Origin of the sequence: Streptomyces sp. F001, assembly GCF_004187715.1 — a bacterium.
In the GTDB taxonomy this organism is placed as follows: Bacteria; Actinomycetota; Actinomycetes; order Streptomycetales; family Streptomycetaceae; genus Streptomyces; species Streptomyces flavusporus.
In genome coordinates this window covers 60,250-73,078 of sequence record NZ_QZWF01000004.1, presented here as the reverse complement: position 1 = coordinate 73,078, position 12,829 = coordinate 60,250, and the positions used below count along the sequence as shown (strand labels likewise).

General features: G+C 70.6%; 8 protein-coding genes and 1 riboswitch. Of the genes, 3 read left to right on the top strand and 5 right to left on the bottom strand.

Translation table 11 applies throughout. From position 1 onward, the window contains the following. Positions 1 to 34: 34 nt before the first annotated feature. Positions 35 to 1,225: an NlpC/P60 family protein gene (locus tag StrepF001_RS17450; RefSeq protein ID WP_129799198.1), complete on the bottom strand. Its 1,191-nt coding sequence runs from the start codon at positions 1,223 to 1,225 to the stop codon at positions 35 to 37. Between the two features lie 7 nt (positions 1,226 to 1,232). Further along, positions 1,233 to 1,405: riboswitch (cyclic di-AMP (ydaO/yuaA leader) on the bottom strand. A 307-nt stretch (positions 1,406 to 1,712) separates the two neighbouring features. Between StrepF001_RS17450 and pcrA the strand changes: the two genes are divergently transcribed. Continuing rightward, positions 1,713 to 4,181 carry a DNA helicase PcrA gene (pcrA, locus tag StrepF001_RS17445; RefSeq protein ID WP_129799197.1) on the top strand — a complete coding sequence of 823 codons (2,469 nt, stop codon included), beginning with the start codon at positions 1,713 to 1,715 and terminating at the stop codon, positions 4,179 to 4,181. Between the two features lie 65 nt (positions 4,182 to 4,246). Here pcrA and StrepF001_RS17440 read toward each other — a convergent pair whose 3' ends face one another. Continuing rightward, on the bottom strand, positions 4,247 to 5,803 hold the full coding sequence (locus StrepF001_RS17440; RefSeq protein ID WP_129799196.1) for a M23 family metallopeptidase: 1,557 nt from the start codon (positions 5,801 to 5,803) through the stop codon (positions 4,247 to 4,249). Positions 5,804 to 6,006: 203 nt separating this feature from the next. Beyond that, complete coding sequence (locus StrepF001_RS17435; RefSeq protein WP_129799195.1) at positions 6,007 to 6,894, bottom strand: alpha/beta fold hydrolase; 888 nt, start codon at positions 6,892 to 6,894, stop codon at positions 6,007 to 6,009. Between the two features lie 559 nt (positions 6,895 to 7,453). Between StrepF001_RS17435 and StrepF001_RS17430 the strand changes: the two genes are divergently transcribed. Further along, positions 7,454 to 7,870, top strand: coding sequence for a cobalamin B12-binding domain-containing protein (locus tag StrepF001_RS17430; RefSeq protein WP_129799194.1), 417 nt, complete (start codon positions 7,454 to 7,456; stop codon positions 7,868 to 7,870). 369 nt (positions 7,871 to 8,239) lie between these two features. Here StrepF001_RS17430 and StrepF001_RS17425 read toward each other — a convergent pair whose 3' ends face one another. Next, complete coding sequence (locus StrepF001_RS17425) at positions 8,240 to 9,889, bottom strand: DUF5691 domain-containing protein (protein ID WP_129799193.1); 1,650 nt, start codon at positions 9,887 to 9,889, stop codon at positions 8,240 to 8,242. A gap of 119 nt (positions 9,890 to 10,008) precedes the next feature. Beyond that, positions 10,009 to 11,364: an SWIM zinc finger family protein gene (locus StrepF001_RS17420; RefSeq protein ID WP_129799192.1), complete on the bottom strand. Its 1,356-nt coding sequence runs from the start codon at positions 11,362 to 11,364 to the stop codon at positions 10,009 to 10,011. A 145-nt stretch (positions 11,365 to 11,509) separates the two neighbouring features. Here StrepF001_RS17420 and StrepF001_RS17415 point away from each other — a divergent pair, with 145 nt between their 5' ends. Further along, positions 11,510 to 12,709, top strand: a complete 1,200-nt coding sequence (locus tag StrepF001_RS17415; protein WP_129799191.1) for an AAA family ATPase — start codon at positions 11,510 to 11,512, stop codon at positions 12,707 to 12,709. Positions 12,710 to 12,829 lie beyond the last annotated feature (120 nt).

The following is a 12,829-nucleotide window of genomic DNA, read 5'->3' as shown; positions in this document are numbered from 1 at the left end:
GCGTGCCGTCCCGCCCGCCCCTTGCCTCCGCCCGTCAGGCCGGTCGTACCACGCTGTGGATGGACGACTCCCCGTCGTAGTAGATCGACTCCTCGCGCACGTACGTGCCGGGCTTCGGGGCGTGGATCATCATGCCGTTGCCGATGTAGATGCCGACGTGGGTGACGTCGTCGTAGAAGAAGACCAGGTCGCCGGGCTGGGCGGCCGCGAGGGAGACCGTGGTGCCCGCGTTCACCTGGTCGTAGGTGGTGCGCGGGAGGGAGACGCCGGCAGCCTTCCACGCGCCCTGGGTGAGGCCGGAGCAGTCGTAGGAGTCGGGGCCGGTCGCGCCCCAGACGTACGGCTTGCCGATCTGCGCGCGGGAGAAGGCGAGCGCCTTCTCGGCCTTGGTGGCGTACGAGGAGTCGGGGGCCGAGGTGCCGGAGCCCGACTCGGTTCCTGTGCCCGTCTCCGTGGAGGAGCCGCTTCCGGCCTCCTGCTCCTGCTGCGCGGCGGCCTCCTGGCGCTGCCGCTCCTCCTCCGCCTGCTGCCGGGCGAGCTCCGCGGCCTTGCGCTCGGCCTCCTCCTGCTTCTTCTTCTCGATCGCCGCCAGTCGCGCCTTCTCCTCGGCGGTCAGCTGCGACAGCAGTTCGCGCGCGTCGGCGAGCTTCTTCTGGACGGTGGCCTTGGCCGTCTTCAGATCGCTCTGCGACTCCGTGAGCGTCTCGAGGCTCTCGGTGGCCTCCTGGCGCTTCTCCACCGTCGCGGACTGCTGGGTGAAGTAGTCGTCGACCGCGCCCTTCTGACGACTGGTCAGCCTGCCCATCAGCTGGGTCTGGTCGAAGTAGTCCTGCGGCGAGTCCGCGAGCAGGAAGGTCGCGGTGTCGGGGGCGGAGGCGCCGGTCCGGTACTGCGCCGCCGCGTACGAGCCCAGCTCCTCGCGCGCCTCGTTGAGCTTCTGGGTGCGCTGGGCGACGTCGTCGAGAAGGGTGTCGACCTGCTTGCGCTGTTTCTCGGTCTTCTCTTTGGCTGCGTTGTACTTCTCGGTCGCCGACTCCGCCTGGCGGTAGAGGTCGTCGACCTTCTTCTCGACCTCTTCCAGGCTCGGCTTGTCGTCGGCCGAGGGGGTGGCATTGGCCGTCTGGGAGAGCAGGGCCACAGACGTGAGGGCAGCCGTGGCAAGCGCGGGGGTCCGTATGCCTGCGACGCGCGCGCCCGTGGGACGCGACTTACGGTGCGACGCCAAGGGAGGCGACTCCTTCCATGGGCCGCCTACCGGGTTAGCTGTCGGGTTCGGGCGGGTGGTTCGGAAGGGTTGCCCTACGGTCCCCTCCCGGAAAGGGAGTCGGACCGATTCACCCCAGAGTCGGTTGGGTCCCCGGCTCCGGCAGCCACAGGGGCGCACCGGACTCGGCGGAGGCCGTGCGGCCCGGCGACGTTCGCCGGTGGGGGTCGTACGGCCTGCCCGGAACGGTAGCCAACTCGTGTGGTGCGTGTGAAGGTTGGTGGGTGATATGCCCGATACATTTTCGTGACTTTCAGTCAGTGGTCGCGGGTGGTATCGGGGTGGGCTCGGAGAGTGAGCCGACGTGGGGTGGGTAGGGATGGAAGGTCGCCGGCCGCTGCATCCGATGTGATTCCGGTCGCACCACCAAGATCGACGGTATTCCGGGCCGGGGATGTTCTCGGGGCGGCCGCGGGTTGTCGGTGGGGCGCCCTAGACTCGGAGAGCGATGAGCAGCCTCTTTGACGACAGCTTCCTGGCGGACCTCCAGGCCCAGCGGGCCCACGAGGAGCACCCGCCGCCGCCCGAGGACGATCACGTTCCGGAGCCGATCCCGGACGATCTGTTCGGCGGGAAGTTCGACGTGCCCCCGGACCGGGACATGTACTACCGCGACGGCGCCGCGCGTCCGGCCATGGACGCGGCAGCGCTCCTGGAGGGGCTGAACGACAACCAGCGCGCCGCCGTCGTCCACTCCGGCTCCCCCCTGCTCATCGTGGCCGGCGCCGGCTCCGGCAAGACCCGCGTGCTCACCCACCGCATCGCCCACCTCCTCGCCGAGCGGGGCGTGCACCCGGGCCAGATCCTCGCGATCACCTTCACCAACAAGGCAGCCGGCGAGATGAAGGAGCGCGTCGAGCAGCTCGTCGGTCCGCGTGCGAACGCGATGTGGGTCATGACCTTCCACAGCGCGTGCGTGCGCATCCTGCGCCGGGAGAGCAAGAAGTTCGGCTTCACGTCGTCGTTCTCGATCTATGACGCCGCCGACAGCAAACGACTCATGGCCCTGGTCTGCCGCGACCTGGACCTCGATCCCAAGCGCTACCCGCCCAAGTCCTTCAGCGCCAAGATCAGCAACCTCAAGAACGAGCTGATCGACGAGGAGGACTTCGCCGCCCAGGCCACCGACGGCTTCGAGAAGACCCTCGCCCAGGCCTACGCCCTGTACCAGTCGCGACTGCGCGAGGCGAACGCCCTCGACTTCGACGACCTGATCATGACGACGGTCAATCTGCTCCGCGCCTTCCCGGATGTTGCCGAGCACTACCGCCGCCGCTTCCGTCATGTACTCGTCGACGAGTACCAGGACACCAACCACGCCCAGTACGCCCTCGTACGCGAACTCGTCGGCACCGGCGGGCACGGCGAGCACGTACCACCCAGCGAGGGCGGCCTGCCGCCCGCCGAGTTGTGCGTGGTGGGTGACGCCGACCAGTCGATCTACGCCTTCCGCGGGGCGACCATCCGCAACATCCTCCAGTTCGAGGAGGACTACCCGGACGCGACGACGATCCTGCTGGAGCAGAACTACCGCTCCACCCAGACGATCCTCTCCGCCGCCAACGCCGTCATCGAGCGCAACGAGTCCCGCCGCCCGAAGAACCTCTGGACCAACGCGGGCGCGGGCGCGCGCATCACCGGCTATGTCGCCGACACGGAGCACGACGAGGCCCAGTTCGTCGCCGACGAGATAGACCGCCTCACAGACGCGGGCGAGGCGAAGGCCGGGGACGTCGCCGTCTTCTACCGGACGAACGCCCAGTCCCGTGTCTTCGAAGAGATCTTCATCCGCGTCGGCCTGCCCTACAAGGTCGTCGGCGGCGTGCGCTTCTACGAGCGCAAGGAGGTCCGGGACGTACTGGCCTACCTGCGCGTGCTGGCCAACCCGGAGGACTCGGTCCCGCTGCGCCGTATTCTCAACGTCCCCAAGCGGGGCATCGGCGACCGCGCGGAGGCGATGATCGACGCCCTCTCCCAGCGGGAGAAGATCAGCTTTCCGCAGGCACTGAAGCGCGTCGACGAGGCGTACGGCATGGCCGCGCGCTCCACGAACGCCGTCAAGCGGTTCAACACGCTCATGGAGGACCTCCGGACGATCGTCGAGTCCGGCGCCGGCCCCGCGACGATCCTGGAGGCAGTGCTCGAGCGCACCGGCTACCTCGCCGAGTTGCAGGCCTCCACCGACCCGCAGGACGAGACCCGGATCGAGAACCTCCAGGAACTCGCCGCCGTGGCCCTGGAGTTCGAGCAGGAGCGCAGCGAGGGCGAGCAGGGCACGCTGGCCGACTTCCTGGAGCAGGTCGCGCTGGTCGCCGACTCCGACCAGATCCCGGACGAGGAGGAGGGCGACGGCGTCATCACGTTGATGACCCTGCACACCGCCAAGGGCCTCGAATTCCCGGTCGTCTTCCTGACCGGCCTGGAGGACGGCGTCTTCCCGCACATGCGTGCCCTCGGCCAGACCAAGGAACTGGAGGAGGAGCGCCGCCTGGCGTACGTCGGCATCACGCGCGCGCGTGAGCGGCTGTATCTGACGCGCTCGGCAATGCGGAGCGCCTGGGGGCAGCCCTCGTACAACCCCCCCTCCCGCTTCCTGGAGGAGATCCCGGCGGCGCATGTGGACTGGAAGCGCACGGGTGGTTCCCTGGCTCCGGCGGGCCCGGTCTCGGGCGTGGCGGCGTCGCTGTCGTCGTCCCGCTCGTCGGCGTCGGGCGCGTCCGGGTTCGCCACGCGCCGGACCGCAGAGAAGCCCGTGGTCTCCCTCGCGGTGGGGGACCGGGTGACGCACGACCAGTTCGGGCTCGGGACCGTCGTCGCGGTGAAGGGCACCGGCGCGAACGCGGAGGCGACGATCGACTTCGGGGACACCAAGCCGAAGCGACTGCTTCTGCGGTACGCACCGGTGGAGAAGCTGTAGCTGTTCCGGGCGGTACGAAGTGAGCCCCCGCTCAATCGGCGGGGGCTCAGGGGAAGCTTCGGTGCTTACGCCGGCTCGAGGCCGTGGCTGCGCAGCCAGGCCAGCGGGTCGACCGCCGAACCGCCGCCCGGCCGCACCTCGAAGTGCAGGTGCGGTCCGGTCGAGTTGCCGGAGTTGCCGGAGAGCGCGATCGGGTCGCCGGCCTTGACGGTCGTACCGGAGGCGACCTGGTAGCTGGAGAGGTGGCAGTACCAGGTCTCCGTGCCGTCCATCGCCGTCACGATCATCATGTTGCCGTACGCGCTGTTGTACTCCGTACGGACGGTGCCGTCGGTCGCGGCCATCACGGTCGAACCGTACGAGACCGGGAAGTCGATGCCGGTGTGCACGGACATCCAGTTGATGCCGGCCTGGCCGTAGTAGGCGCTGAGCCCGTGCTGTGCGACCGGCAGGGCGTACTTGGGACGCAGCCGCTCCTTGCGGGCTGCCTCCGCCGCCGCCCTCTTCTTCTCGGCCGCCTGCTGCGCCTTGAGGTCGATGCGCTCCTGGGTACGGCTGGCCCGGTCGGCGAAGTCGTCGGCCTCCGCCGTGAGGCTCTCGAGCTGGGTGTCCAACTGGTTGTTGGCGGCCGACGGCTTCACCGCCGGGGCGTCCGCCGCGGTCGTCGACGCCTCCTGGTCGTCGCCGCCGAGGTTGCCGACGGAGGCGGCGGCGATGCCCGCCACGCCCATGACACACGCCGAGGGCACGGCGACGGTCAGCAGTGCGGATCGCTTCGCGGGCGTACGGCGACGGGAGCGGGCCCCGCTGCGGGAGGCCGCCCGCGAGACCGGGGCCGGGGTGACCTCCTCCTGGTCGTCGAGGAGGGACGGGGTCGTGGTGGGCATCTCGCCGGTCACGCCCGACTCGCCGTCACCCGCGTTCGGTTCGTCGTAGTCGACGTGCTCGAAGGTGGCGGTCGCCTGCTGGTCGAAGGGTTCGGCGTGCGAGCCGAAGTTCTCGGCGTGGTGCTCGTAGGACTCGGCCTGCTGCGGAAAGGGTTCGGCGTGCTGCTCGTAGGCGTCGGCCGTGGTGCCGTCGGAGTTCCACTGCGTGGCGTCGTACGCGCCGGAGTCGAAGGTCTGCGTGCCCCATTCCCACTGGTGGGTCTGGTCGGCGGGGCTGCCGGGCTGCTGCTCCGGCTGGACCCATGCACTCGCGTCCCACTGGCCGCTGGCGTCGGGCGCTCCCGCCTGCTGCGGGATGAGAGGGAGCTGCTGATGGCCGGTGGTCCAGGCGGTTGTGTCGTAGGCGCCGGTGTCGTAGGCGGCATGATGCTGGGCCGCGTACGGGTCGTAGTGGAGGGTCTGGTGGCTGCCGGTGGACCACTGCGTGGCGTCGTACGCGCCGGTGTCGTGACCACTGCCCGTGAGATCGCCGAAGAGGGGGTCGGTCTCGAACGTCGTGGTGGTGGCCGCGGTGGCGTGGCTGCCGGTGTCAAATCCGTTGGCGGTGTAGGCGCCGTACGTGGTGAGGTCGCCGTACTGGGCTTCCTGCGTGCCGTACGGCGCGTAAGACGCCGAGGCGGCTTCGGAAGCCGGAGCCGGGGTGGTCATGGTCCCCGACGGGTGACGGTCGTTCACCAACTTCTCTTTCGCCTCGACAACAGGGGCTGGCAGAGCAGTGCGGCGACTGTACCCGGCGGTACGCGGGCGCGACAATCTTCGGCAGGTTTCGCGCGCGCAGGAAACGGGCAATCGGCCGTGTTTCGGGGGACTGCGGGCACGGGTTTGGGTTTGTGTTCGAAGATTGTTCGAGGTCGTACTGGCCGGCCACGGTCGTGTTGTCAGGCCACGGTGAGGTCGTCGGAGTGCGCTGCAGGCCCGCTTCCCTGCGGGGTGGTGTCGTAGGCGCCGTCCAGGGCCTGCCGTATTCCGGCCGCCACGGCCGGGTGCACGGGCAGGGCCAGATGGCCGATCCCGCTCACCCGCACGTTCTGCGCCAGCAGGTCGGGGTGGTCGACGCAGGCGGACTCCAGCGGATCCATCAGGTGGTCGAGGTCGCTCCAGAAGCTGACGAAGTGCGTACGGCAACCGGGTGTCGGGCCGGCCAGCTCCTCGATGACGGCTGAGCCGGGGCGCATCTGGCGCACTATGGGGTGCGCGTTCGCCAAGGGGGCCACTCGGGTGCCGGAGTGCGGGGTGCCGAGCGTGACCAGGATCCGGACGCGGGTGTCGCCGCCGAGCAGCTGGACGTAGTAGCGCGCTATCAGTCCGCCGAGGCTGTGTCCGACGATGTCGACCTGCGTGCTGCCCGTGCGCTCGCAGATCTCCTCTATGTGCCGGCCGAGCAGCTTGGCCGCCGTACGGATGTCGCAGGTCAGGGGGGAGTAGTTCAGTGACTCGATGTGCTGCCTGCCGTGCTGGGCGAGGGAACGGCGCAGCAGAACGAAGACGGAGCGGTTGTCGATGAAACCGTGCAGGAGGACCACCGGGGGTTTGGCCCGCGTCGGCAGGCGCGCCGCGCCGTCCTGGGAGGGGACCAGGGCGGGCGGCGTCCGGCGCTCCTGAATGATGCCGGAGGGGTAGAGGAGGAGGTGGCCCGCGAGGATCGCGACCTCGAGGGCGGCCGCCTTCAGGATGGCCAGTGAGAGCCCCGCCAGGCTGTTCGGGAGCAGGCGGTGGCAGAGCGGTTGAAAGGGCAGCAGTGCCCTGGTGACCTGCGTGACCTTCATGGCCGACCTCCTGTCGGCACGCGGAGGACGGCTCTGTCCCCCGTGTGCGCCCGTGCGAGCCGCGACGGAGGTGGTGACGGGGCGCGAGTGGGGTTGTTCCGGTGGGTGAGTGGGGCCGGCCCCGGTACGGCGTATACGGCGCCGTTGGGGATGGGGTGGGGGGCCTGCCCTACGTGCCCTGTCTGCTTGTCGTGCCCTTCGTTTCCGGTCGATGCGCCGCACCCCACGCCGCGCGGCCTGCGGCGTGGAGGTACGGCGACCTCGTTGCGGCTCTCTTTGCGCGTGTTCCCCTCCACGCCCCCTGGTCCGCGTGGGTGCGCGGGGGTGGCCGCGGAGACTTGGAACACTGCGCGGCGAATATGTCCCACTGTGTGATTTCCCCCTCGGTCTGCCTCGCGAAACTGCCGGTTGCGGGATGCTGGAGATAACGTTCGTTCACTTCCCCGGTGGTTGCGGGGTGGGTGGCCTTGTTCTGGTGGGCGCCGTTCTGTGCGGTACTTGTCGATAGTGGCCGGTACTTGTCGGTACGGGTGGATGTAATCGCTTCTTGGAGGCAGTGATGGGTGTGGCAGCCGGTCCGATCCGCGTGGTGGTGGCCAAGCCGGGACTCGACGGCCACGATCGGGGGGCGAAGGTGATCGCGCGGGCGCTGCGGGATGCCGGTATGGAGGTCATCTACACGGGCCTCCACCAGACGCCCGAGCAGATCGTCGACACCGCGATCCAGGAGGACGCGGACGCGATCGGGCTGTCCATCCTCTCCGGGGCGCACAACACGCTCTTCTCAGCCGTGATCGACCTGCTCAAGGAGCGCGAAGCGGAGGACATCCTGGTGTTCGGCGGCGGGATCATCCCCGAGGGGGACATCCCTGTGCTGAAGGAGAAGGGCGTCGCGGAGATCTTCACGCCGGGGGCCACGACCGCGTCGATCGTGGACTGGGTACGGGCGAACGTACGGCAGACGACGGGGGCGTAGGCCCGGGGCGGACGTGGGTGGCGTTCGCGTTGGTTGTGTGGCTCGGGTTTGGGCGGTGGTCTGTTGGTGTGGGCCGGGCCTGGACGGTGGGCCGTTGGTGTGGTGTGTTCGGGCGTGGTCTGTTGGTGTGGGCCGGGTCCGGACGGTGGGTCGTTGGCGTGGGCCGGGCCTGGACGGTGGGTCGTTGGTGTGGTGTGTCCGGGCGTGGTCTGTTGGTGTGGCTCGGTTTCGGCGGTGGGCCGTTGGAGTGACGGTGTGCGGGTGATGAGCCGTGGGAGTGGCTCGTGGCCGGACAGCGGTCCGTTTGGGGGCGTGTCTGGGTGCCGGCCTGTTTGCGGGTGCGGATCCGGATGGCGGCCGGTCCGCCGCTCAGGCAAGGCCCCGCAGCCCCTCCTCCTGTTCCGCTCCCAGTTCCTCGGCCATGGCGGCACGCAAACGTAGCGTGGTGACCAGGCGCTGGAAGGCCTCGGCCCAGTAGCCGCCGGCTCCTGGTGACGCGTTCTCGGGTTCGTCCGGTACCGCCAGCAGCCCGTCGAGGCGGTTGGCCTCGGAGGGGGACAGACAGCGTTCGGCCAGGCCCATCACTCCGCTGAAACTCCATGGATAACTCCCGGCGTCCCGCGCGATGTTGAGCGCGTCGACGACCGCGCGCCCGAGTTGCGGCGCCCATGGCACGTCGCACACGCCCAGCAGTTGAAACGCCTCGGACAGACCGTGCGTCGCGATGAAGCCGGCCACCCACTCGGCGCGTTCGTCGGTGCCCAGCGTGCTCAGCAGCTTGGCCCGCTCGGCCAGGGACACCGCCCCCGGGCCGCCGGCCTCGGGTGCCCGGGGCGCCCCCAGGAGGGCCCGCGACCAGTCGGCGTTCCGCTGTCTTACCGCCGCCCGGCACCAGGCGGCGTGGAGTTCGCCCTGCCAGTCGTCCGTGACCGGCAGAGCGACGATCTCCTCGGGCGTCCGGCCGCCGAGCCGGCCCGGCCACGTTTCGAGGGGGGTCGCCTCGACCAACTGGCCGAACCACCAGGACCGTTCACCCCGTCCTGCCGGCGCCTTGGCGACGACCCCGTCCCGCTCCATGCCCGCGTCGCACTCGTGCGGCGCCTCGACGGTGATCGTCGGGGTGTCCCGCGTGTGGTCGACGGCCACGCAGGCACCGGCCCGCACCGCCATGCGTGCGGCCAGCGCCGAGCCGGGCAGCGCCGACAGCAACTCCGCCGCCGTCGCCCGGACGTTGCGGCTGCGGTCGGACAGGGACTGTTCCAGGAACGCCTCGTCCTCGTCGCCGAGATTCGTACGCAGTGAGTCGAGAAACATCAGCCGGTCCTCGGCCCGCTCCGTCGCCCAGGTTGTCGCGAGCAGCTCACGTGCGGTGCCGGGTTCATGGGCGCGTATGGCTGCCAGGAGAGCCACGCGTTCGGCGAACAGGCCCTCCTGCCACAGCTGTTGCACCTTGTCCGTGTCGTCGAGGTGCGGCAGCGACGTGCCTCCGCCCGGTGTCGCGCGCAGCGCGAATCGCCAGTCCGGGTTGAGCCGGGCGAGCCACAGGGCACGTGGGCCGGCGAAGGTCAGCGCCGCCGGCCGCAGATCCGTACGGCCCCGGGCCGCGTCCAGCAGGGCGGGCAGGGCCTCCGGGGGTGCCATGAAACCGCGGGCGTTCGCTGTTGCGAGCCACTGGGGCAGCAGCTCCATGAGGTCCGGTGCGGTGCCTCTGCGTCCGCCGCCCGCGGTGCCGGGACGGTCGGCCAGCAGCATCGCGAGCCTGTGGGCCGCCGGTGCGGGCAGCGGAGGGCGCGGGTCCTCGGGGGCTGCTGCCGGGCGCTGGGCCGGCCGCGCCGGGCGCAGTCCGGCTCGGCGACGTACGGTCTCCATGGCCGCGGCGTTCAGCAGCGCCACGGGCGCCTCCCGGCCGGGCGCGGCGCCGGGTGGCGTACGCCGGTCCGTGCCGAGCAGTGCGGTGGTGACGAGCTCCTCCCAGACGCCCGACGTGGGCGAATCCACAGGAGCGGAAGTCCTGTTCACAAGGGTCCTTTCAAGGGCGGATGCCGTGCGGTGGTTCGGAGTGGGTCAGTTCGGAGCGGGCGGCGTCACTGGGGGCCGTTTCCCCTGGAGCCGGGTCGGAGGCGCCGAGAGGCCGCGGCTCAGCACAGCTGGACCGCCTCGCCCGCGCCCGCCGGCCAGGCCGTCAGTGGGGTGAAGCCCTGGTGACCGCACTCGCCGAAGACCTTGACAGGAGCACCGCCGGACAGGGCTACAAGCCGCCAGAGACCGGGGCGGGAGCGGGCGGTGGGCGTGAGCGGCAGTGCCGCGTTCTCGTCGGCGTCCGCCAGTTGCCATGAGTCGCCGTCCGGGGTCGGTATGACCCGGTCCAGCGTCACCGGGACCGAGTCGAGCCACGGGTCGGCGCGGAGGGCGTCGCCGTAGCGGGCTACCGCCTGCGTCGTCGTCACTCCTGGTGGACGTATCGAGGTGGACGTGGGCGTCGCGAACCGTTCCCCCAGGGCGGCGCGCTGCCGGCTCCCGCCCGGGTAGGCGGACACCTCCGCCTCCAGGGTCAGCCCCACCGGCAGTGCGAGCTCGGGGGCCCGGCCGGCGGCGCCGTAGGAGAGAAGGAGAGCGGTGCGGTCGGATTCGGCGCCGTACAGCCAGATCCGGCGGGTCGTCAGACGGGCGTCCGCCCTGTCGTACTGGGCCAGGACCAGCCAGCGGTCGCGCACCGGCGGGCCGTCCGCCGAGGCGGGCAGACCGATGCGGGAACGGACCGTCGCCGCCAGTCCCTCGGGCAGCCCGTCGCGACGCAGCCAGCCCTGGTCGAGGAGATGGAGCAGCGCGCACTCCTCCAGCAGCCGCACCGGCCAGCCCGGACCCGACGCCGGGATCGCACCCAACTCTCTTACGCGGCCGGCCAGTCCGGGAGCCTGGGCGTCGACCATGCGGGCCGCCGTCTCCTCCCACAGCCCGTACCCCGCCTGCTCCGCCGCGGCCAGCCCTCCGCGCAGCAGGTCCGTCAGACGCTGCTCCAGCTCGGTCGTCCCCGCTGTGATCCGCTCGGCCCGGCGCTCCGCCCGGCGCCGCGCCGCCTCCGGATCAGCGGAGCCGGACGGGGAACCGCCCGCGCTCGCCGTTCGTTTCTCCGCAGCACGCTTCCTTCTCCCCGCTGTCCACTGCTCGGCCCAGTCCGGCGCCTTGCCCGGTGGCACCGCGCCGTCGCCGCCGGCCCAGAGCAGCAGCAGCCCCAGCGCGTGTTTGCACGGGAACTTGCGGCTCGGGCAACTGCACTTGTACGCGGGACCGGACGCGTCCGCGATGTCGATGACCGTCTGATACGGCTTGCTGCCGCTGCCTTTGCACAGCCCCCACAGCGTCCCCTCGTCAGAACTGCCTGCCTCGGACCACGGCCCCGCCGCACCGAGTTTGCTTCCCGCTTTGCGCGATGCCGCGTCCGGCGCCAGTGCCAGCACCTGATCTGCAGTCCAGCGCACCCCCTGCTGAGTCATGGCATCGAAGGTAGATCCCCCCACTGACAATCGGTCTCGCGAGCGCGGCCGCCGGCACGTTTTCGCAGGTCATATCGCATTGTCAGTGGTGTGGTGCACCGTGGATGCCAGAACCGAACCGGCCGAGCTGGAGGGGGACTCAGCCATGCCTGTGTCCGTAGAACCGACGTCCGTCGACCCGAGCCAGAACGGGTCCGCGCCCGCGAACACGGGCGTGGAGACACCTACAACCGCGAGCGCGGGCGCGCGCACATCCGCGCCCGCGGCAGAAGCGCTGCGCCCGCACGCCGAGGACGCCTTCGCGGACGAACTTGCCGCGCTGGCCGCGCAGGACGACCGGCCGCGGCCGACCCGCTGGAAACTGTCGCCGTGGGCTGTCGCGACGTACCTGCTCGGCGGCGCCCTGCCCGACGGCACGGTCATCACACCGAAGTACGTGGGCCCGCGCCGCATCATCGAGGTCGCCGTCACCACGCTCGCCACCGACCGCGCCCTGCTCCTGCTCGGCGTGCCCGGCACCGCGAAGACCTGGGTGTCCGAGCATCTGGCCGCAGCGGTCAGCGGTGACTCGACCCTGCTGGTGCAGGGCACTGCCGGCACGCCGGAGGAGGCGATCCGGTACGGGTGGAACTACGCGCAGCTGCTTGCCCACGGCCCGAGCCGGGACGCGCTGGTGCCCAGCCCCGTCATGCGGGCCATGGCCGAGGGAATGACCGCACGCGTCGAGGAGCTGACCCGCATCCCGGCCGATGTGCAGGACACGCTCATCACGATCCTGTCGGAGAAGACACTGCCGATACCGGAGCTGGGCCAGGAGGTGCAGGCGGTCCGCGGCTTCAACCTGATCGCCACGGCCAACGACCGCGACCGAGGGGTCAACGACCTCTCCAGCGCACTGCGTCGGCGCTTCAACACCGTGGTGCTGCCGCTGCCGGAGAGCGTCGAGGCCGAGGTCGACATCGTCTCGCGCCGCGTCGACCAGATCGGCCGCTCCCTCGATCTGCCCGCTGTGCCTGACGGCGTCGACGAGATCCGTCGTGTGGTGACGGTCTTCCGGGAGCTGCGCGACGGTGTCACGTCCGACGGTCGTACGAAGGTGAAGTCGCCCAGCGGCACGCTGTCCACCGCCGAGGCCATCTCCGTCGTCACCAACGGCCTTGCGCTGGCAGCGCACTTCGGCGACGGCGTGCTGCGACCGAGCGACGTCGCCGCGGGCATCCTCGGCGCCGTCGTCCGGGATCCGGCGGCCGACCGGGTCGTCTGGCAGGAGTACCTGGAGGCGGTCGTCCGTGAGCGGGACGGCTGGAAGGACTTCTACCGGGCCTGCCGGGAGGTGAGCGCGTGAGCGACAACCGGTGGGATTTCGCGCAGGGGAGTTCGACGGCGGGCGGATCGATGGAGGTGACGGGGGACGTCCGGGCAGCGGTCGACGACGACCTGGGGTGGCCTCGCAGGCGAGGGGGAC

Excerpts from the sequence above, each read along its gene's own strand:
- StrepF001_RS17435 (WP_129799195.1), bottom strand. The coding sequence starts at position 6,894 with ATGAAGGTCACGCAGGTCACCAGGGCACTGCTGCCCTTTCAACCGCTC.
- StrepF001_RS17420 (WP_129799192.1), bottom strand. The coding sequence starts at position 11,364 with ATGACTCAGCAGGGGGTGCGCTGGACTGCAGATCAGGTGCTGGCACTG.
- StrepF001_RS17430 (WP_129799194.1), top strand. The coding sequence starts at position 7,454 with ATGGGTGTGGCAGCCGGTCCGATCCGCGTGGTGGTGGCCAAGCCGGGA.
- StrepF001_RS17415 (WP_129799191.1), top strand. The coding sequence starts at position 11,510 with ATGCCTGTGTCCGTAGAACCGACGTCCGTCGACCCGAGCCAGAACGGG.
- pcrA (WP_129799197.1), top strand. The coding sequence starts at position 1,713 with ATGAGCAGCCTCTTTGACGACAGCTTCCTGGCGGACCTCCAGGCCCAG.